Below are 19,581 nucleotides of genomic sequence, written 5' to 3' on the forward strand. Positions count from 1 at the left end.
TTAGATCGGCGAATAGACGTCTGTTCTGACGGAATGCGCGGGGAGCCTGTGCGAAAGCGGCTCATGGACCTTGTCGGCGGCAGTCGCTAAAACACGCGCATTCGTTTGATTTTATGAGAGGACACGCCGCCGTGCCCCATATTGCTGCCGCCAAGGATCGCCGCAATGGCCATCTGGCGATGCTCACCTTTTCCTGTCTCGTGGCCGGGTCGTTCTCTTTGGGCGCCATGGTTGCCAATGAGATCACGCCCTTGGCGCTCAACGGTGTGCGGTTCGTCGCGGCGGCTATTGTGATCGGTGTTTTGGCCATGGTCACGGGCGGCATCCCGCGCGAAGCGACGCGCCAGCCGTGGCGCTATCTCATCTTGGGCGGCATATTCGCGCTCTATTTTGTGATGATGTTCTTCGGCCTGAAAACCGCAGAGCCGGTCTCGGCCGCCGCTGTCTTTACGCTGACGCCGCTTCTCGCCGCGGGTTTCGGCTATATGATCATGCGTCAGATCACCACGCGCCGCATCGCCATCGCCCTGACCATCGGGGCCGTGGGGGCGCTTTGGGTGATTTTCCGGGCCGATATTCAGGCGGCTCTGGCCTTTCACGTCGGGCGGGGCGAGGCGATTTATTTCGTCGGCGTGGTGGCCCACGCGCTCTACACGCCGTTGGTGCCCCGTTTCCATCGTGGCGAACGCACATTGGTGTTCACGTTCTTCATCCTCGCCTCTGCCTCCATCGCGATTTTCCTCTTCGGATGGCGCGATGTGCTTGAGACCGATTGGGCGAACCTGCCTGCGATCGTCTGGTTCACGCTGGGCTATATCACGATCTTCGCCACTACGATCACGGCCTCGCTTCTGGCCTATGCCTCCGTGCGGCTGGCGGCGGCCAAGGTCATGGCCTACACCTATCTCGTGCCTTCTTGGGTCATCATCTGGGAAATCGCGCTGGGCCACGGGACGCCGCCCGCCTTGGTCTTTGGCGGCATCGGCCTGACGATCCTCGCGCTTTATTTGTTGCTCAAGCACGAAGCGTAACGGTTTGACCTCCCGCAAATCAGCGGCCGTCTGTTTCTGGTATGCTGGAAGCAGTCTGAAAAGGCAGCTTGGAAGGAGGAGCCATGTTTAAAACAATCGTCATCCCCGTTGATCTCGGCCATGTTGACCGTCTCGAAAAGGCTTTGAGTGTCGCAGGTGACCTTGCCGCACAATACGACTCTGCTGTGCATGTGGTGGGGGTCGCCCCCGAGACACCGCACGCCTTGGGGCATACACCAGCCGAATATAAGGCAGCGCTTGAGAAATTCGCTGCCGACCTGTCTGACCGTTACGGGCGGCCCGTCACACCCCATCCGGTGATCGCAACCGACTTGCGGATCGATCTTGATGCGCTGCTTATGAAGGTCAGCGATGAGCTGAGCGCTGATTTGGTGGTCATGGCCAGCCATGTGCCGGGCTTTGCCGAATATATCTTTGGCTCGAACGCCGGCACGCTTGCATCGCACGCCAAGATGTCGGTGTTCGTGGTGCGATAAGGCCCGAGGGAACTTTTGGCCCGTCTCCTGTGTTGTGTCTCTAACTGAACACATACGGAGAAGAGTCATGAACTCCATCATCTACCTTGTTGGTCTCGTCGTGGTTGTTGGTGCGATCCTGAGCTTTGTCTTTTGATCGTCGCCGACACGCGACAGACAAGTCAGAAACACGCGCAGCAGTGATGCTCCGCGTGTTTTTGTTTCGGGCATCGGCTTTGAAGCCTCGTCGGCTTTTTCATAAAATCCGATCAATAAAACTGAAACCGCCGCGCGGCCTCGAGGTCGTGTCTGGTGGTGGGATGCGGCAGAGTCTGGTGCTGGGCGCGTCCGGCCATCTTGCGCAGTTGGTGTTCTGTGAGGCCAAGATCGTCCCACAACCCCTCGGGCGGGAGCGTGTCGCCATCGCCTGCGCATTGATGCGGTTGGGGCAAGCGGCGCGACAGGTGGGGTCTGAACTTGGCGAAGAAGCCGGAGAGCGGCAGGGTGTGGGCGGAGAGATATGCCTTGAAAGGAAGTGTATATGTCATGTGTGCGGCCTTTCTCAGAGGCGCTCATTTGTGGTTCTGAGCGTGTGGTCTGACTGTGCAACACGGTGGGGCAGGGTGCGTAGTGCAGGATGTGAACCACGCCCGATACAGATTCTGAACTGGTCTGACATCGGTGTTTTCGCCTAGCCTTGTGAGAAGAGGAGGCCGCCATGTCGATCAAACCTTATGGGCTGATCTGTCCGATCACCAAAGCCTGCGAAATTCTGGAGCCGCGCTGGACCATCCCGATCCTGGCGGAGCTATGGTGCGGATCGACACGGTTCAACGACATCCGACGTGGCGTCGGTCATATCTCCCCCGGCCTCCTGTCGAAGCGGCTCAAAGAGTTGGAGGCGCTCGGTCTCGTCGAACGGGTTGAGGATCGGGCGCAAGGCACGGTGGACTACTTTCGAACCCCGATGGCGATTGCTTTGGAGCCAGCGCTCAATGCCTTGGCAAACTGGTCACAAGAGTATGTGAAGGCGGAAACCGTTGTCTCCGGCGTCGATGTCGAGACCCTGATGTGGAAAATGCGGGAGCACATCGATCCGGCGCTCCTGCCACGAAAGCGCGTGGTGATCAGGTTTCATTTCAATGACGAGGGGCTCGAGTACGATACCTATTGGGCACTGATCCATGAGGAGGGGACAATTGAGATCTGTACTGAGATTCCGGATTTCGACGTGCATCTCTATGTCGAAACCACAAGTCCCTCGCTCACTGCGATTCTTTTGGCCCGGACGTCGATCGAACGGGAGTTGGAGTCGGAGCGGCTATATCTGAGCGGAGACGCCAAATTGGCGCGCACGATGCCGGACTGGCTGATCCAGACCGAATACATGTGTGAGAACCGTCTTGCCTATCGCGCGGCGGGTTAGCGTGGGTCCGGGTCTTCTGCGCCAGAAAGAGGCGACAACTCGCGCTCCAGAAACCGTTCCAGCCCGTCCAGATCAATCTCGTCGAATTGTCCAAAGCCCTGCATCCACACAGAGGCCGCGCGCATCGCGTCCGGCTCCAGCTTGCACCACTTTACCCGCCCCCGCTTTTCCTGCGCGATGAGGCCTGCGCGGGTGAGGATTGTCAGGTGTTTGGACACCGCCGCCAAAGACATCTCGAAGGGGTCGGCCACGTCGGTGACCGCCATGTCGTCCTCCAACAGCATCGACAGGATGGCCCGACGGGTCGGGTCTCCAAGGGCTGCGAAGATGAGGTCGAGATCATGCGTCGGGGTGTTTGTCATATCTTGCCGATAGGCGCGCGGGCGAGTTTGGTCAACCATTTGGTTGAATAACGAAAACGCGAGCCTTTTGCGCTAACGGTGCCCTTTGTGGTGATCTTGTGTTTCCTATGGTGTTTAAACTCTAAATAAACTCAATGCCTTAACTGGTTTTCGAAAGGGTCAATTCCGCGTTGACTCTAAACCCTCCCCCGCATAGCTTGCCCGCAACTGACCGTAGGGGGCCTTTCACATGTCCGAACCGCATGATCCCGAGCGTTTGCGCGCTTTGGAAGAGCGGCTGACGAGGGTGAAAGAGGCGCAAAAGCCTAAAACCTCCCGCGGCGAAGAACACTTTTCTCAGGCGAACATGGCCTGGCGGATGGTGACGGAACTTGTGGCCGGTCTTCTGATCGGTTTCGGCATGGGATACGGGCTGGATAAGCTTTTGGGCACAATGCCCCTGTTTCTCGTGATCTTTATCGGATTTGGCCTCGCGGCCGGCGTCAAGACGATGATGCGCACCGCGCGGGACATTGAAAAACAACAGGTCGCTGAACAGAACGCGGCCGAAGATGACAACGCGGAGACGTCCGCAGGTACTGAGAGGGACAAACATGGCGACTGAGGCTCACGGTTCGGAAAGCAGCCTGGTGTTTCACCCGATGGACCAGTTCAAGGTCACGCCGCTCTTTGGCGACGGGGCAGTGCATTGGTACACCATCACCAACGTGACGCTCTGGATGGCGATTTCCGTCATCGGCGTTATCCTTCTGCTGGTCGTCGGCTCCCGTGGCCGCGCCATCGTGCCGTCGAAAAGCCAGTCCATCGCGGAACTGACCTACGGCTTCGTTTACAAGATGATCGAGGACGTGACCGGCAAAGATGCCGTGAAATACTTCCCGTATGTGATGACGCTCTTCATCTTCATCGTTTTCTCGAACATGCTGGGCCTTTTGCCGCTCTCGTTCACCACGACCTCCCACATCGCCGTCACCGGCGTTCTGGCTCTCTTGGTGTTCCTCTTCGTGACCATCCTCGGTTTTGCGAAAAACGGCACCAAGTTCCTCGCTCTCTTCTGGGTCAGCTCCGCGCCGATGGCCGTGCGCCCGCTTCTCGCGGTGATCGAGTTGATCTCCTACTTCGTGCGTCCCGTCAGCCACTCCATCCGTCTTGCGGGTAACATGATGGCAGGTCACGCCGTGATCAAAGTTTTCGCCGGTTTCGCCGCTATCGCTGCGATCTCCCCGGTTTCCGTTCTGGCGATCACCGCCATGTACGGTCTCGAAATCCTCGTGGCCTTCATCCAGGCCTACGTGTTCACCATTCTGACCTGTGTCTATCTGAAAGACGCGCTGCACCCGGTCCACTAAGACCGCAAGCACTCAGGTTCGAACTCAATTCCAGCCAATTCCAACGTAAGGAGATACCACAATGGAAGGCAATATCGCAGAACTCGGCAAATACATCGGTGTTGGTCTGACCGCTATCGGCATGGGCGGCGCAGCAATGGGTGTGGGCAACGTTGCAGGTAACTACCTCTCCGGCGCTCTGCGCAACCCGTCCGCCGCTGCTTCGCAAACCGCGACGCTCTTCATCGGCATGGCCTTCGCAGAAGCTCTGGGGATCTTCTCGTTCCTCGTCGCTCTGCTCCTGATGTTCGCCGTCTGATCCGACGCTCCATCCTTACGGCAGGGTGGGACTTTGTTTAGTCCCACCCTCGCGTAATATAGGGGTCTCTCCCTTTTGGGAGACACAGGTCAGAGCCAGGAGGACAAGATGGCAACCGAAACACACGGGGCAGAGGCCGCACACGGCGCCGCAGAAGCCGGCATGCCGCAGCTCGACTTCTCCACTTTCCCCAACCAGATTTTCTGGCTTCTGGTCACGCTCGTCGTGATCTATTTCGTGCTGTCCAAGATCGCCCTGCCGCGCATCTCCACGGTGCTCGCCGAGCGCTCCGGCACGATCATGAATGATATTTCCGCCGCTGAAGAGCTGAAGCTCAAAGCGAAAGAAGCGGAAGAGGCGTACAATGCTGCTCTGGCTGAAGCGAAAGCTCAAGCCCAGCAAATCGCCAATGAAACCCGTGCGGCCATTCAGGCTGATCTCGACGCTGCGACCGCCAAGGCCGATGCAGAGATCTCCGCGAAAGCCGCCGAATCCGAAAAAGCGATCGCTGATATCCGCGACGGAGCTTTGGAAAGCGTCAAAGACGTGGCCAAAGACACCGCCAAGGAAATCGTCGCCGCCATGGGCACCTCCGCCGATGCGCGTTCGATCACGGCCGCTGTCACCGCACGGATGAAAGGCTAAGGACATGAAAAAACTTTCTCTCCTCCTCGCCCTCACCGCTGCCAGCCCGGCCTTCGCGGCAACCGGTCCGTTCTTCTCGCTGAAGAACACCAACTTCGTCGTGCTTCTGGGCTTCCTGGTCTTCATCGGTATTCTTCTGTGGAAGAAAGTGCCGTCGATGATCGGTGGCATGCTTGATAAGCGCGCAGAAGGCATCAAGTCCGAGTTGGACGAAGCCCGTGCGCTGCGCGAAGAAGCTCAGTCAATCCTTGCCTCCTACGAGCGCAAGCAGCGAGAAGTTCAGGATCAGGCCGACGCCATCGTCGCTCAGGCGAAGAAAGACGCAGAAGCTGCTGCGGTGAAAGCGAAAGAGGATCTGAAATCCTCCATCGCCCGCCGCCTCGCTGCTGCTGAAGAGCAAATCGGTGCTGCTGAAGCTGCCGCGATCCGTGAAGTTCGTAACACGGCTATTTCCGTCGCCGTTGCTGCTGCGACCGACGTGATTGCGAAGAACATGACCGCTGCGGACGCCAATGCCCTGATCGACACGTCGATCGCCGAAGTTGGTGACAAACTGCACTAAGTCTTTGTGTGATCTCCTGACCGGATCAGACAGACCCTGATAGAAAGCCCCGCCAAATTGGCGGGGCTTTTTTAATTTGGTCTACGATGAAGACCCATCCGGGAATTAACCGCGCGCCTGTTCGTGTTCGAACCTGAGCTTTGCGATCTCTTCGTTGCGCTCGAACCGCTGCTGGTCCAAGAGCGCCTCTTCCACATAGTCGAGATGTCGAGTGACGGCGGCGCGGGCGGCCTCCGGATCGCGCGCTTGGAGCGCGTCGTGGATAGCGCGGTGTTGGTCCAAAAGCTGGGCGCGGTTGGTGCGCTGTTTGAACATCACAGAGCGGTTGTAGAACACGCCCTCGCGCAACAGGTCGAACATTGAGCGCATCATGTGCAGCATGATGACGTTGTGCGACGCCTCGATGATCGACAGGTGAAACTCGGCGTCAAGTCGCGCTTCTTCGGTCGGATTGCGTTTCGGATGGGCGGCTTCCATCTTTTCAAAGATCGTTGCAATGACTTTCAAATCGGTGTCGGACGCCATCTTTGCGGCGCGTTCGGCGGCCAGCCCCTCCATGTCGCGGCGAAAGGCGATGTAGTCGAACACTGCTTCGTCGTGGCTTCCGAACAGTTTGACGAGAGCGGGGGAAAAGGCCGAGCCCAGGACATCGGCGACGAAGATGCCCGCATTGGCGCGCGTCTCCAACAGGCCCTTTTCGGTTAGTTCCGCCACAGCTTCGCGCACCGAGGGGCGTGATACGCCTAGCCGCTCCGCCAGATCACGCTCAGACGGAAGGCGTTCGCCGGGCCGCAAAATCCCGCGCAGGATCAAAAGCTCGACCTGACGCGCCACGGAGGTGCTGAGTTTCTCGGGAGTGACTTTTTGAAAGGGCATGGGGATCTCGTGCTGTGACTGGTCAAATTATATGACCAGACCGCAAGGGGAGCCACAGAAAAGGCTGCGCACGAAAAAGGCCGGGACATGCCCGGCCTTTCGAAACATATGTGAGAGGGATCAGGCCGACGTCGGCGTGATGACGATCTCGACGCGGCGGTTCTGCGCCTTGCCCTCAGGCGTAAGGTTGGTGGCGATCGGCTGATCTTCACCGCGGCCATAGGCATGCACACGGCCCGTGGCGACGCCATTGGCGGTCAGCACGGTCGCAACAGCGGTCGCGCGGCGGGTCGAGAGCTCTTGGTTATAAGTCGCGGATCCGGTGTTGTCGGTGTGGCCGACGATCTGAACGGTGGTGTTCGGATAATCCTGCAAGTTGTAAGCCAGTTTGCGCAGATCGGCCTGAAGCGACGGGACAACTACAGCGCTGTCGGTGGCAAACAGGATGTCCTGCGGCATGGTCACGATCAGCTGCGAACCGGTGTTGACGATCTTCACGTCGTCATTGCCGAGATCCTGACGCAGATCGGCGGCCTGTTGGTCCAGTCGCTGACCGATGGCGCCACCCACGGCCCCGCCGATCATGGCGCCCACGGCAACCTTGGCAAGCTTGTCATTGTCGCCGGAGGTTGCGGCTGCGGTGATGCCGCCGAGAGCCGCACCGAGGGCGACGCCTTGGGTCGTTTTGGAATTCGGGTCGTAGCCGTCCATACAAGCGGTCAGGCCGAACGTGGCCACCAGCGGGATAGCGATATAAAGCGGGGATTTCATTTGGATCCTCCTTAAGAAACTGCTCTTGACGCTGGTTTTACCTGCGTCTCGCGCCTCTGGCACGGTGGATTTATCGCGATCACGAAAATGTGGCGGGTTTTCGCTCAGAGGTGAGGGCGTCCGCTTTGAGGCTTTCATAGGCCAAAAGCGCGCGTTTGACCGGCAATCCCCAGTGATAGCCGCCCAAAGCCCCTGTTTTTCGCAGCACTCGATGGCAGGGGATGAGCCAACTCACAGGATTGTTCCCAACCGCCGTTCCAACCGCGCGCACAGCCTTTGGGTTGCCGATGGCGCGTGCGATGTCGGAGTAGGTCGTGACCTGTCCGGGCGGGATTGACAGGAGCGCTTCCCAGACCTTGATCTGAAACGGCCCGCCAATGAGGTGCAGTTTGGTTTCCCCGCCGCCAAGAGCGGCCTCCATAAAGGGCTGCACCGCCTCGGGGGCATGTTCGAAATTGGCGTTGGGCCAGCGTGCCGACAAGTCGGCATAAGCGTCTTGGTCCCTGCATTCTGAAGCAAAGGCAATGGCGCAAAGTCCGCGCGGTGTAGCCATGGCGAGGCTGCGGCCAAACGGCGTGTCGAACCAGCCGTATGAGATGGTGAGACCCTCGCCTTTGCGGGCATATTCGCCGGGGCTCATCGCCTCCCAGCGGACGAAGAGATCATGCAGCCGCCCCGTGCTTGACATGCCTGTAGCTCCGGTTGTGTCCAAAAGACTGTGGTTTTGGGCGATCAGAGTTTTGGCGTGGCCCAGTGTCAGATATTGCTGGAACCGTTTCGGAGACACGCCGGCCCATTGGCTAAAGAGCTTTTGCAGATGATAGGGCGACATGCCCAGCTCGGCGGCCAGTGCGTCAAGGGACAGCGATTGGTCCGCTTGGTCCAAGATGTCGATGGCCCGGCGGACAACTTTGAAATGGTAACGATCTTCCAACGGTTCTGCCGTAGGGGCGGTTTCGAGATTTTGAGATTGCGCAGACATCGGGCGGGCTCCGGGCAAGGATCGGACGGACTATCAGTTAGGGAAAGACTATCTTGTCCCAAAGATATTGCCGACCCGAAACTTGCGGATTACGCGGCCATGCGGCGCGCGGCGATGGCAGAGCGCGGTTGCAAGACCACGGCCTCGCCGGGCGCAAGCGTCACACGTGCCCGCCTCGCGCGGATCAAAGCAGGACCAAGCTTGGCGGTGATCTCTGCAGCCGGGCTTGGTCCCAGAGCGGAGAGAGTTGCCTCGTCGGGAAACAGGCTTTCGGTCCAGACGCCTTCGGTCAGGAGCAGCTGATGGTCTGTCAACAATAGATGGCAATAGGCGTACTCCGGAACAGGCGGCGTGTAGTCGATTTCTGTGTCTGTCGCGAGATCGCGGGAGGGCACCAGCACTTCGTTTTCCGCGAAATGCAATTCGACCTGTGAAGAGCGCAAGAGGAGATGGTGACCGGGGGCGAGGATCAAGTCGCGCTCAGGTGTGCGTTTCCGAAAGGCACCTGCATGGATGCGCAAGGGGGGCTGGAAGGAGGCATCCGTCACGGCACTGCGACCGACCCAAATCAGTGGCTGATAGCCGTCATCGTGTGTCAACAGCAGATCCCCGGGCCGTAGCCATTCGACGGGTTGCGGGCCCTCGCTGGTTTCAATCATTACGCCGGGGCCGAAGCCCGATAAGCCGTAGCTGGATGCGGCGTGCTTATGATCACTGACGTCTTGATTCATGAGCGCCGCGCCCGCGGTCTTGCCGTAAGTCGCAAAGGGGTCCATTCTCTTGTCCCGCTGAAAGATCTCAGCCTTGAGAATACAGCCAAGGGTTAAAGCGAGACTTAAATCGGACGGGCTTTTCTATGAAAAATGATGCGGATTTTCATCTTATTCTTGGAGAGTTTTATGAAAACTTGACGCATGTCAGGAACGGCTTGCCCCGATGTCCATGACAAGGCATTAGAACCCTATGACCAAACAGCTTGATTACCATACGATCCATGAGATTTTCACGCGCTTTCAGGCCGCCGAGCCCGAGCCCAAGGGCGAGTTGGACCATGTGAATGCCTATACTCTGGTCGTGGCTGTTGCACTGTCTGCGCAGGCGACCGACAAGGGCGTGAACAAGGCGACCGCAGAGCTGTTCAAAATCGCGGATACGCCTCAAAAGATGCTCGACCTGGGCGAAGAGGGCCTGATCGAGCACATCAAGACCATCGGGCTTTACCGTAATAAGGCGAAGAATGTCATCAAGTTGAGCCAGATTCTGGTCGATGACTATGACGGCATCGTGCCCTCGTCGCGGGCCGCCTTGGAGAGCCTTCCGGGCGTCGGGCGCAAGACCGCCAATGTCGTTTTGAACATGTGGTGGCATGTGCCGACGCAGGCGGTGGACACACATATTTTCCGTTTCGGCAACCGCTCCGGCGTTGCCGTGGGCAAGGATGTGGTGGCGGTCGAACGCGCCATTGAAGACCACATTCCCGCCGAATTTCAACAACATGCGCATCACTGGATGATCCTGCACGGACGCTACACCTGTGTCGCGCGCAAACCGAAATGCAGCGCGTGTCTGATCCGCGATCTGTGCATGTTCGAGGAGAAGAACCTTGACTAAAACCTATCAGGTTGTCGGCATCGGCAACGCCATCGTCGATGTGATCACCCAGGCCGATGACAGTTTCCTTGAACTCATGGGCATCGAGAAAGGCATCATGCAGCTTGTCGAACGCGAGCGGGGCGAATTGCTTTATGGCGCGATGTCCAATCGGGTGCAGACGCCGGGCGGTTCCGTTGCAAACACTCTGGCCGGGCTCGGCACTTTGGGCCTCAAAACCGGCTTTATCGGTCGCGTGCATGACGACGCTCTGGGCCGGTTTTACGCCGCCGAGATGGAGGCCGATGGCACCGCTTTCGTCAACGCGCCGGTGCCGGGCGGGGAACTTCCGACCTCGCGCTCGATGATTTTCGTCTCTCCGGATGGTGAGCGGTCGATGAACACCTACCTCGGGATTTCGTCGGAAATTTCCGAAGAGGATGTGTCGGAGGCGGTCGCGGGCGATGCGGAGATCATGTTCCTCGAAGGCTATCTCTACGACAAACCGAAAGGCAAACATGCCTTTGACCAAGCCGCAAAACTGACCAAGGCGGCGGGTGGTAAGGTCGGGATTTCCCTGTCCGATCCGTTCTGCGTCGACCGTCATCGCGACGATTTCCGGACATTTGTGAAAGAGCTGGATTTCGTCATCGGCAACGAACACGAATGGGAAAGCCTCTACCAGACAGATCTGTCAACGGCGCTGGAAACGGCGGCTATGGAATCGGGTCTCGTGGTCTGTACGCGCTCCGGCTCTGACGTGGTTTTGGTGCAGGGCGATCAAGACGCCGTGGTGCCGGTCAAGCGCATCCAGCCTGTGGACACCACCGGCGCGGGCGATCAATTCGCGGCGGGCTTCCTCTATGGCTACGCGACGGGGCAGAGCCTTGCGACCTGTGGAAAGATGGGCTGTGTCGCCGCCGCCGAAGTTATCTCCCACATCGGGCCGCGCCCAGAGGCGGATCTCAAGCAGTTGTTTCAGAAGGAAGGCCTGATTTAAGACTTTTCTGATGCTTTGAATGTGAAAACGGCGCGAGGAAACTCGCGCCGTTTTTGAGTATATGAGCTGCAATGAAGACAGGCTCAGTGTGCTTCGGCCCAGTTGTCACCGATGCCCGCGTCCACTTCGATGGGCACATCGAGTTTCACGGCCGGATCGGAGGCGTTTTCCATCACATCCTTGACCACTTCGATCACTTGATCGCAGGCGTCTTCATCAACCTCAAAGATCAATTCGTCGTGGACCTGCAACAGCATTGTGGCGGGGAGGTCTTTGATTGCATCCGGCATGCGGACCATGGCGCGGCGGATGATGTCGGCGGCGGAGCCTTGGATCGGGGCGTTGATAGCCTGACGCTTGGCGAAGCCTGCCTGCGGGCCTTTGGCGGCGATCTCCGGCGTGTGGATTTTGCGGCCAAAGAGGGTTTTGACGTATTTATGCGCTTTGGCGAACTCCACCGTGTCGTCCATATAGGCGCGGATGCCGGGGAAGCGTTCGAAATAGCGGTCGATAAAGCCCTGCGCCTCTTTGCGCGGAATGCGCAGGTTGCGGGCGAGGCCGAACCCGGAGATGCCGTAGATCACGCCGAAGTTGATCGCTTTGGCCTGTCGGCGCACCATCGGGTCCATGCCTTCGATCGGGACGTTAAACATCTCGGAAGCCGTCATGGCGTGAATGTCCAACCCGTCGCGGAAGGCCTGTTTCAGGCTGTCGATGCCGGCGACATGGGCGAGGATTCGCAGCTCGATCTGGGAATAGTCGAGCGAGATCAGTTTCTTGCCGGGGGCTGCGATAAAGGCCTCGCGAATACGGCGGCCCTCATCAGAGCGCACGGGAATGTTCTGCAGGTTCGGGTCAGAGGAGGCTAGACGCCCGGTGACGGCGCCCGTCTGCACGTAAGAGGTATGCACGCGGCCGGTCTCGGGATGGATAAAGGTCTGAAGCGCGTCGGTGTAGGTCGATTTGAGTTTCGAGAGCTGCCGCCAGTCCAAAACGCGGGCGGGCAGGTCATGCTCGGTGGCAAGGTCTTCGAGCACATCGGCGGGGGTGGAATATTTGCCGGTCTTGCCCTTTTTGCCGCCCTCAAGGCCCATTTTCTCAAAGAGAATCTCGCCAAGCTGCGCGGGGCTGCCGACGTTGAATGTCTCGCCCGCCAGTTCGTGAATCTCGGCCTCAAGCCCAGCCATTTTCTGAGCGAAGGCGTTGGACATGCGCGAGAGCACATCGCGATCGACGAGAATACCCGCCATTTCCATCTGTGCCAAAACCGGCGAGAGCGGGCGCTCCAGCGTCTCATAGACGGTGGTGACGCGCTCAGCGTGCAGACGCGGTTTCAAAACCTGCCACAGTCGCAGCGTAATGTCGGCGTCCTCGGCGGCATATTCGACCGCTTTGCCGATCTCCACCTTGTCAAAGGTTATCGCGGATTTGCCTGTGCCCAACAGGTCCTTCGTCGGGATCGGCGTGTGGTTCAGATAGCGCTCGGACAGCGCATCCATACCGTGATTGTGGATGCCGGCGTTCAAGGCATAGGACAGGAGCATCGTGTCGTCATAGGGCGCAACGCGCACACCGTGACGGGCAAAAATCTTGGCGTCATATTTCATGTTCTGGCCGATTTTGAGGATGCTGTCGTCCTCAAGCATCGGTTTCAACGCATCCAGAACCATGTTTTTCGACAGCTGTCCGTCGACCAGATTGGAGCCGCCGAAGAGATCGTCCTCACCCAACGTATGGCCAACCGGGATGTAACAGGCCTCGCCCGGTTCAACACACAAAGACACACCGACCAGATCGGCCTGCATCTCGTCGAGGCCGGTGGTTTCCGTGTCGACGGCAACGTAGCCGCGGGCGTAGATCGCGTCGATCCAACGCTCCAGCGCGCCCATTGTGGAGACTTTCTCGTAGGACGAGGTGTCAAACGGCTTGGCCTCTGGTGCGGCAGGCGCATCGGGCATGTCCGCAGCGGCGGGGCCAGGGGCCTCGGGGATCGCAGGGGCGTCAACGCCGAAGCGTTCGGAGACACGTTTGACGATGGTGCGGAATTCCATCTCGGACAGGAAAGACAGGAGCTTTTCGGTGTCCGGTTCCTGCACCTCGAGGCTCTCGAGGCTGAAATCCAATTCCATGTCGCAGTCGAGTTTGACCAGATCGCGCGAAATGCGGATCAGCTCTGCATTGTCGACCAGAGTCTGGCGGCGTTTCGGTTGTTTGATCTCGTCGGTGCGGGCAAGCAAGCTTTCAAGATCGCCGAATTCGTTGATCAGAAGGGCGGCGGTCTTGATCCCGATGCCGGGCGCGCCGGGGACGTTGTCGACCGAGTCGCCCGCGAGTGCCTGCACATCGACGACGCGCTCGGGGCCCACGCCGAATTTCTCTTCGACGCCTTCGCGATCGATGCGTTTGTTCTTCATCGGGTCGAGCATTTCGACGCCGCCGCCGACCAGCTGCATCAGGTCCTTGTCCGAGGAAATGATGGTCACGCGTCCGCCCGCGTCACGCGCCTGATGGGAGAGCGTGCCGATGATGTCGTCGGCCTCAAATCCAGTGATCTCGATACAGGCGACGTTGAAGGCGCGGGTGGCTTCGCGGGTGAGCGGGAATTGCGGCACCAGATCTTCGGGCGCGGGCGGGCGGTTGGCCTTGTAGGCCGGATAGAGATCGTTGCGAAAGGTCTTGCCCGAAGCGTCGAAAATCACTGCCGCGTGCGTGGGCGCATCGGCGCCGGTGTTGGCCTCAATATAGCGGTAGAGCATATTGCAAAATCCGCTGACCGCGCCCACCGGCAGGCCGTCGGATTTGCGCGTCAGCGGCGGAAGCGCATGATAGGCGCGAAAGATAAACGCCGATCCGTCGATGAGGTGAAGGTGGCTGCCCTTGCCGAATGTCATGACGCGTCTTTCCCTCTGCTCTTAACCCGTGCTCAAAAGTTGCGTCTTGATAGCACGGAAAGGCGCGCCCCCTGCAAGCAGGTATCGCCTAAGGGAGCGGTTTATTGGAGCGGCCGTCTTTGGTTATGCGACAGCGCGCGATTTCGCACCTTCCAACATGCCTTTGACGATGAATTGCAAGACTGTGCGCCACGCACTGGCATGATCGAGCGACCAAGCCTCGCCAGTATGTTCGGCGAAGACATCGATGATCAGGTCAATGATGAGATCGTGACTGTCTTGCCAACTGCCATAATTGGCATATTCCCGACCCAGATTGTGCAGCGTGGCAAACAAGGCACCGGGGTGATCAAGCGACAAAAGCGACAGCTCGATGATGCTTTCCAGAGTTCGTCCGCGCGCGGTCAGGGAGGTATGATATTGCCCGTCAAACTCGGGCGCGGTCTCCGCGAAGCGTTTGTAGACTTCTTGCAAAGCATCGACCCGCACAGGGGCAAGGCGCCGAAAATTATTTCGAACCAAAGTAATTTGTTGGATCGTGAGCATTGTCCCAACCTCTCAAAAACTAAATGCCTGAGAGGTTAGGCGCTGGAATTTAACAAAGGGAAAACGCCGAGGGCATTTCCGCGTTGTTTCAGAGACTTGCCGAAAGGTTTATGCGTCTTTCAGCTTTGCGCTTTCGTGGATGAATTTCTTGTCGCAATAGCCGCATTCGACATAGCCGGTATCATGCGGGATCACCAACCAGACGCGCGGATGTCCAAGTGCACCTTCGCCGCCATCACAGGCCACTTTCCATGTAGAGACCACTTCGGTTTCCGGCGCTTGAATCGTCATCGTCCTGTCCTTTTCGCTATCGCATCGGCTTTGTCGCCCGCCATCCCCAGGGGCCTGTGCGGGTCTGTGCAAGGGGCTTGGCGGTGGACGCGGTTGCCGCAGTCTCGTAGACCGCCTAAGTCAGGGCTGCATGATAGCGATCCGGGCGGCACGGACAAGGGGCAACCGTGCCTCGATCTGCGGCGCAGGCAAAAGGAACACAAGGAGCGAGACCCATGAGCAACATGAGCTACGCACTCGAGATTGAAGCCCTGCGCAAGACCTATGGCGGCGGGGCAGGACAGCCTGCGAAAGAGGCCTTGAAAGGCGTCGATCTGAAGATCCCCACCGGGTCGATCTTTGGCCTTTTGGGGCCGAATGGTGCCGGTAAATCGACGATGATCAACATTCTCGCCGGGCTGGTGATAAAAACCTCCGGCAAGGTGAATATCTGGGGTTTTGATCAGGACGTTAACCCGCGCCAGTCGCGCGCCGCGATCGGTGTGATGCCGCAGGAGTTGAACCTCGATCCCTTCTTCACGCCGCGTGGTGCGCTGGAGGTGCAGGCCGGTCTCTACGGTGTGCCGAAACGGGATCGCCGTACGGATGAAATTCTTGAACTCATTGGGCTTTCTGACAAAGCTGATGCTTATGCGCGCACGCTCTCGGGCGGCATGCGGCGGCGTCTTTTGCTCGGCAAGGCGCTGGTGCACAACCCTCAGATTCTCGTGCTAGATGAACCCACCGCCGGCGTCGACATTGAACTGCGGCAGATGCTTTGGACCAATGTGCGCAAACTCAACGAAGAGCGCGGCATGACGATCATTCTCACTACACACTACCTCGAAGAGGCGCAGGAAATGTGTGACGAGATCGCAATCATCAACCATGGCGAGTTGATTAAGCAGGATACGACAAAGAACCTTTTGGGGCTTATGGATGCGAAGACACTCGTGATCGAACCGGACGGCGCAGCACCCGACAGTTTTGCGCTGCCCGAGGGCGTCAAGATGGAGCGCCGCCGCGACGGGGCTTTCGTGTTCGATTTCTCGCGCGGTCAGGCCTCGGTCGGGGCGATTCTCGATGCCGTGAAAGCGGCAGGGATCACCATCGGTGATGTGCGCACGATGGAGCCGGATCTCGAAGACGTCTTTGTCGAGCTGACCTCCGGCAAATAAAGCCTGTCTTCTTCTTGGTCAAAATACTCAATAAAAAACCCCGCCTCAGGCGGGGTTTTGTCATTTAAGGGCTCGGCCTTATTTGCAGGTCAGCGGCCCCACGGGTTCGCCCCCCAAGAGATGCACGTGGAAATGCGGCACTTCCTGATGCGAGTGTTCGCCGGAGTTTGTTACGAGGCGAAAGCCCTGACCGCCCGCAGACTCGGCCACGCCGATCTGCTCGGCCACCTTTGCGACAGAGCGGAAAAAGTCGAGCTGTTCCGCGTCAGAGGCCGCTTGCACGAAATGGTCGTAGCAGCGATAGGGTCCTTTCGGGATCACCAGAATGTGCGCCTTTTTCTGCGGCGTGATGTCAGGGAAGGCCAGCGTGTGCTCGCTTTCGAACACCGGAGTCGAGGGGATCTCCCCGCGCAGGATTTTGGCAAAGATGTTCTGGTCATCATAGGCGTAGGGCATGAGGGGCTCGCTTAGTCGGAAAACAGGTAATGCATCGAGACGATCTCGCGCGCCTCATCTTCGGGGATGCCGAGGAAGCGCGCAAGGGGGGCTGCGTTTTCCGCTGGCGTGTTGGATTGGGATATCCGGGCGTAGTTTTCAAAGTTCGCGTCCCGGATTTGATCGCTTTCATGCGTCATATCCGAGCGGATCGTCGGCAAAAGTCGCGCCAGAGCGTCGTCCGGCGTGTGATCGCCCGCAAGCCCCGTGCGTTTGGCGTGGCCAACGAGATAGTCGTCGGTGAACTCGCACTCGATCTCCAAAAGCCGTGTGCCGGAGCGGTCGGCGTAGAAATCGCGGATCAGATCGATCCCCTCCGGATCGAGGCAGACGATCATCCGATCCGTGTCGAAATAGTCGAACAGCATCCGCACCCAGGCGCGCCGGTGCCGCGTGCGTTTCTCAAGGCTTTTTTCGATCCCGCCCAGATCGGGCAGGTAGGTGTGTTCCTCGTTGAAGAGGTACTCGAGACAGGGAATATCCGTGTGGTTCTTGATCTCCGCGACCAAGCGCTTGGCGACGTGCCATTTTTTGCAAACGATCATCAAAAGCTCGCGGTCGCGGCCAAGCGAACTTTCGGTCTCCCAGAACCTCTGGGCAAATCGCCGTCCGTTGCGTCCCCGTCCTGTGAGGAACTGAAACAGAGACCGCCCCTCGTTCGAGATCTGAAAATTGACACCAGTGGCGGCAAAAAGATCGCCAAGGCGTTTCTTCAGTTCCTTGGCATCGGGGGAAATTTTCCGGGCGAACAAATAGTCCTGTGACATCAACAGATCGTAGTGGTCGTTGTAGAACACCACCGGCATGCCGTAATCGGTGAACATCAAAAACGTCTGGGTGCGGGTGCGAATTTCGTTTTCCGGCACCACATGGCGCACAAGTGTCTGGAAAAACGTCTCGTCGGGAATCCAGGTGGTACGGAAAAATCGCATCACGTCTTTGCGTTGGCGGGTAAAGTCGAGAATCCATTCGATGGTCCGACGCCGCAGGCACCACCATTGTGACCCGATCATGATCTGTAAATCGTCAGGAATGTCGCGGCGCAGCCCCAACCGGCGTTGGATGTTCAGGCTCTGGTAGAACAGCCATTTGTGTGTGCGTTCGTTGAACCAGTGGCGATAGATCAGCCGCTCTTCCTTGAGCCCGGTCTTGATCCAGTCGCTTTCGAAAAAGTCGAAACTTTCGATGAAGTCGATGTCCTCACGGTCGAGGTAGTCATGCATATATTCGGCGGTCTTGATCGACATACAGTCGCCGGAAAGCATGTAGAAATGCGTGGCGCGTGGGAAATCGCGCTCGGCCGCCTCGATGGCGTAGAGCGTGGCCTCGACAAGGCTCCATGCGCCCCAACCGCATTTGATCCGCTTGGTCGCGAAGGTCACGTTGGGGTTGTGGTCGAGGCCTTTCTTGATGGTCTCGAACATCTCTTTACCGCCGCGCGCATCGAAATGGATCGAGATATAATCCCCGGCCCGCGTCAGCCGACGCGCCTGATCGATGATGGCCTCTGGGTCTTTATGGCACAGCAAGATGAAAGCAATTCGTGCCATATTGGAAACCGTAACCTCATTTCTAGCGTATTGTTCGCATGCAAGCGTAACCAACCATTGAATAATCAAGGCTTATTTGCTTTTAAAGCGAAAAGGGTCATGCTCTGCGTGACAAATAGGAGTTGTTGTAAATATGGGCTTTCCCGGAACTTGGATGACCGAGAGCGAAAGTGTGGTCTATCGTGTCGTCCCTAAGTGTGCTTGCTCGACCATCGGGCAGATTATGTTCTATTCCGATCATGGCGAATTCTTCGACGGCGACATTCACGACAGCAAGGATCGCATGCACAAATGGGCGCAAGAGGAAAGCCAACCTCTGATCGACGCCAATGTGCAGGCCCACAAAAGCTACGCCTTCACCTGTGTGCGCAACCCATACACCCGCGTCTTGTCGAGCTTTTTCGACAAGATTTGCGGCATTCAGCGCAACGGCAAACGCTATCGCGGCAATCTTGTGCCGCAGCTCATTCAGAAATACGGCATCGAGGTTGGCGGCCCGGACGGCAAGGACGACTTCGATCAGATCGCGAGCTTCCGGCGGTTCCTGCTGTTTGTGCGCGACACCATCCGTTGGCGGCGCCCGATGGAGCCGGACATTCACTGGTCTGCCATGTCCGGCCATGTCTCGACCTTCATCGTGAACGGCGGGACTTATGACAAGATTTTCTTCACCGAGAAATTCAACGAAGGCATGCAGGATGTGCTCGACCATATCGAGACGCCGCATGCCGTCGATCTGACGCAAATCCCGCGCTTCAACGAATCCGAAGGTCACGGGCCGAAACGCCTGCATCCGGTCGAGGATTACTTTGACGATTTGTCGATGCATCTGATGTGGGAAATCTACAAGCGCGATTTCCAGCTGTTCAAATATGACTTTGAAAATCCAGGTAATAAGATGCCCTTGGGTGAGGTCGATTTGGCAGAGGTCCATGCCAAGCTCGGCGACTGATTTTTGCTCGTATTCTGGATAGAAAAAATGCCGCAGGAGTGACCTCCAGCGGCATTTCTCCCGTTCGCCCTGAACAAACCAAAGCGAACTGGACCACCCGTTAAAGCGTTTCTCAAAATCGGAGGGGGACTAGGTTTTGAGAGACTGGCACAGTCAAAGACGTGCGGTCATGTTTCCCGCTCACCCTGTGTCAGGGCGCGGGAAACGCTTTATTGGATGTTGTTCACGTTGGTTTCGGCCAGGTCAGCACCGTTTGCGCCGACGAGCACGAACTCGATGTTGGAGCGCGGAGCGGAGGAGAGGCTGACTTTGACGTCGGTGTTGGCGCCGG

23 protein-coding genes are annotated in these 19,581 nt (G+C 58.1%); 12 read left to right on the top strand and 11 right to left on the bottom strand.

All coding sequences use genetic code 11. From position 1 onward, the window contains the following. The first annotated feature begins 113 nt into the window (after positions 1-113). Entirely contained in the window at positions 114-1,031 is a 918-nt protein-coding gene (locus tag J5Y17_RS14165) for a DMT family transporter (RefSeq protein ID WP_219785897.1), read from the top strand. Positions 1,032-1,114: 83 nt separating this feature from the next. Next, positions 1,115-1,528, top strand: coding sequence for a universal stress protein (locus J5Y17_RS14170; protein ID WP_219785898.1), 414 nt, complete (start codon positions 1,115-1,117; stop codon positions 1,526-1,528). Positions 1,529-1,776: 248 nt separating this feature from the next. On the opposite strand, the gene J5Y17_RS14175 is transcribed toward J5Y17_RS14170, so the two are convergent. After that, positions 1,777-2,055 carry a hypothetical protein gene (locus tag J5Y17_RS14175; RefSeq protein WP_219785899.1) on the bottom strand — a complete coding sequence of 93 codons (279 nt, stop codon included), beginning with the start codon at positions 2,053-2,055 and terminating at the stop codon, positions 1,777-1,779. Between the two features lie 170 nt (positions 2,056-2,225). On the opposite strand from J5Y17_RS14175, the gene J5Y17_RS14180 reads away from it, so the two are divergent. Then, positions 2,226-2,933: a helix-turn-helix domain-containing protein gene (locus J5Y17_RS14180; protein WP_219785900.1), complete on the top strand. Its 708-nt coding sequence runs from the start codon at positions 2,226-2,228 to the stop codon at positions 2,931-2,933. Here J5Y17_RS14180 and J5Y17_RS14185 read toward each other — a convergent pair. Then, the gene (locus tag J5Y17_RS14185) at positions 2,930-3,295 is read right to left on the bottom strand and encodes a helix-turn-helix transcriptional regulator (RefSeq protein WP_219785901.1); all 366 of its coding nucleotides are present in this window, start codon (positions 3,293-3,295) and stop codon (positions 2,930-2,932) included. The genes J5Y17_RS14180 and J5Y17_RS14185 overlap by 4 nt on opposite strands. 229 nt (positions 3,296-3,524) lie before the next feature. Here J5Y17_RS14185 and J5Y17_RS14190 point away from each other — a divergent pair, with 229 nt between their 5' ends. The 5 genes from J5Y17_RS14190 (at position 3,525) to J5Y17_RS14210 (ending at position 6,149) form a co-directional block, all read left to right on the top strand. Next, positions 3,525-3,899: an AtpZ/AtpI family protein gene (locus tag J5Y17_RS14190; protein ID WP_219785902.1), complete on the top strand. Its 375-nt coding sequence runs from the start codon at positions 3,525-3,527 to the stop codon at positions 3,897-3,899. After that, positions 3,889-4,644 (top strand): F0F1 ATP synthase subunit A, encoded by a 756-nt coding sequence (locus J5Y17_RS14195; protein WP_219785903.1) that lies wholly within the window; start codon positions 3,889-3,891, stop codon positions 4,642-4,644. The genes J5Y17_RS14190 and J5Y17_RS14195 overlap by 11 nt, the downstream gene beginning before the upstream one ends. Positions 4,645-4,705: 61 nt before the next feature. After that, complete coding sequence (locus J5Y17_RS14200; protein WP_066608699.1) at positions 4,706-4,942, top strand: F0F1 ATP synthase subunit C; 237 nt, start codon at positions 4,706-4,708, stop codon at positions 4,940-4,942. A gap of 108 nt (positions 4,943-5,050) precedes the next feature. Further along, entirely contained in the window at positions 5,051-5,587 is a 537-nt protein-coding gene (locus tag J5Y17_RS14205) for a F0F1 ATP synthase subunit B' (RefSeq protein WP_219785904.1), read from the top strand. 4 nt (positions 5,588-5,591) lie between these two features. Further along, positions 5,592-6,149 (top strand): F0F1 ATP synthase subunit B, encoded by a 558-nt coding sequence (locus tag J5Y17_RS14210; protein WP_219785905.1) that lies wholly within the window; start codon positions 5,592-5,594, stop codon positions 6,147-6,149. Positions 6,150-6,254: 105 nt separating this feature from the next. Here the strand turns inward: J5Y17_RS14210 and J5Y17_RS14215 are convergent, their stop codons facing one another. The 4 genes from J5Y17_RS14215 to J5Y17_RS14230 all read right to left on the bottom strand — a co-directional run bounded on the left by J5Y17_RS14215 (position 6,255) and on the right by J5Y17_RS14230 (position 9,554). Further along, positions 6,255-7,025 (bottom strand): FadR/GntR family transcriptional regulator, encoded by a 771-nt coding sequence (locus J5Y17_RS14215; RefSeq protein ID WP_219785906.1) that lies wholly within the window; start codon positions 7,023-7,025, stop codon positions 6,255-6,257. A gap of 120 nt (positions 7,026-7,145) precedes the next feature. Next, positions 7,146-7,796, bottom strand: a complete 651-nt coding sequence (locus tag J5Y17_RS14220) for an OmpA family protein (RefSeq protein WP_219785907.1) — start codon at positions 7,794-7,796, stop codon at positions 7,146-7,148. 79 nt (positions 7,797-7,875) lie between these two features. Continuing rightward, positions 7,876-8,778: a methylated-DNA--[protein]-cysteine S-methyltransferase gene (locus J5Y17_RS14225; RefSeq protein ID WP_219785908.1), complete on the bottom strand. Its 903-nt coding sequence runs from the start codon at positions 8,776-8,778 to the stop codon at positions 7,876-7,878. 89 nt (positions 8,779-8,867) lie between these two features. Continuing rightward, positions 8,868-9,554: a Hint domain-containing protein gene (locus J5Y17_RS14230; protein WP_219785909.1), complete on the bottom strand. Its 687-nt coding sequence runs from the start codon at positions 9,552-9,554 to the stop codon at positions 8,868-8,870. Between the two features lie 187 nt (positions 9,555-9,741). Between J5Y17_RS14230 and nth the strand changes: the two genes are divergently transcribed. Beyond that, a complete protein-coding gene (nth, locus tag J5Y17_RS14235) occupies positions 9,742-10,389 on the top strand; it encodes an endonuclease III (protein ID WP_219785910.1) in 648 nt (215 codons plus the stop codon). After that, positions 10,382-11,368 (top strand): adenosine kinase, encoded by a 987-nt coding sequence (locus J5Y17_RS14240; protein ID WP_219785911.1) that lies wholly within the window; start codon positions 10,382-10,384, stop codon positions 11,366-11,368. The genes nth and J5Y17_RS14240 overlap by 8 nt, the downstream gene beginning before the upstream one ends. Positions 11,369-11,451: 83 nt before the next feature. On the opposite strand, the gene polA is transcribed toward J5Y17_RS14240, so the two are convergent. The 3 genes from polA to J5Y17_RS14255 form a co-directional block, all read right to left on the bottom strand. Further along, entirely contained in the window at positions 11,452-14,259 is a 2,808-nt protein-coding gene (gene polA, locus J5Y17_RS14245) for a DNA polymerase I (protein ID WP_219785912.1), read from the bottom strand. A 123-nt stretch (positions 14,260-14,382) separates the two neighbouring features. Then, positions 14,383-14,805: a globin domain-containing protein gene (locus J5Y17_RS14250; RefSeq protein WP_219785913.1), complete on the bottom strand. Its 423-nt coding sequence runs from the start codon at positions 14,803-14,805 to the stop codon at positions 14,383-14,385. A 108-nt stretch (positions 14,806-14,913) separates the two neighbouring features. Continuing rightward, positions 14,914-15,096 carry a zinc-finger domain-containing protein gene (locus J5Y17_RS14255; protein ID WP_167601541.1) on the bottom strand — a complete coding sequence of 61 codons (183 nt, stop codon included), beginning with the start codon at positions 15,094-15,096 and terminating at the stop codon, positions 14,914-14,916. Positions 15,097-15,320: 224 nt separating this feature from the next. Here J5Y17_RS14255 and J5Y17_RS14260 point away from each other — a divergent pair, with 224 nt between their 5' ends. After that, complete coding sequence (locus J5Y17_RS14260) at positions 15,321-16,253, top strand: ABC transporter ATP-binding protein (protein WP_219785923.1); 933 nt, start codon at positions 15,321-15,323, stop codon at positions 16,251-16,253. A 78-nt stretch (positions 16,254-16,331) separates the two neighbouring features. Here the strand turns inward: J5Y17_RS14260 and J5Y17_RS14265 are convergent, their stop codons facing one another. Both J5Y17_RS14265 and J5Y17_RS14270 read right to left on the bottom strand, forming a co-directional pair. After that, positions 16,332-16,709: an HIT domain-containing protein gene (locus J5Y17_RS14265; protein ID WP_219785914.1), complete on the bottom strand. Its 378-nt coding sequence runs from the start codon at positions 16,707-16,709 to the stop codon at positions 16,332-16,334. Positions 16,710-16,720: 11 nt separating this feature from the next. Continuing rightward, positions 16,721-18,298 carry a DUF5928 domain-containing protein gene (locus J5Y17_RS14270; RefSeq protein ID WP_219785915.1) on the bottom strand — a complete coding sequence of 526 codons (1,578 nt, stop codon included), beginning with the start codon at positions 18,296-18,298 and terminating at the stop codon, positions 16,721-16,723. A gap of 133 nt (positions 18,299-18,431) precedes the next feature. On the opposite strand from J5Y17_RS14270, the gene J5Y17_RS14275 reads away from it, so the two are divergent. After that, entirely contained in the window at positions 18,432-19,250 is an 819-nt protein-coding gene (locus J5Y17_RS14275; protein ID WP_219785916.1) for a sulfotransferase family protein, read from the top strand. The last annotated feature ends 331 nt before the right edge of the window (positions 19,251-19,581 follow it).

The organism is Celeribacter sp. PS-C1, from assembly GCF_019429625.1.
Taxonomy (GTDB): domain Bacteria; phylum Pseudomonadota; class Alphaproteobacteria; order Rhodobacterales; family Rhodobacteraceae; genus Celeribacter.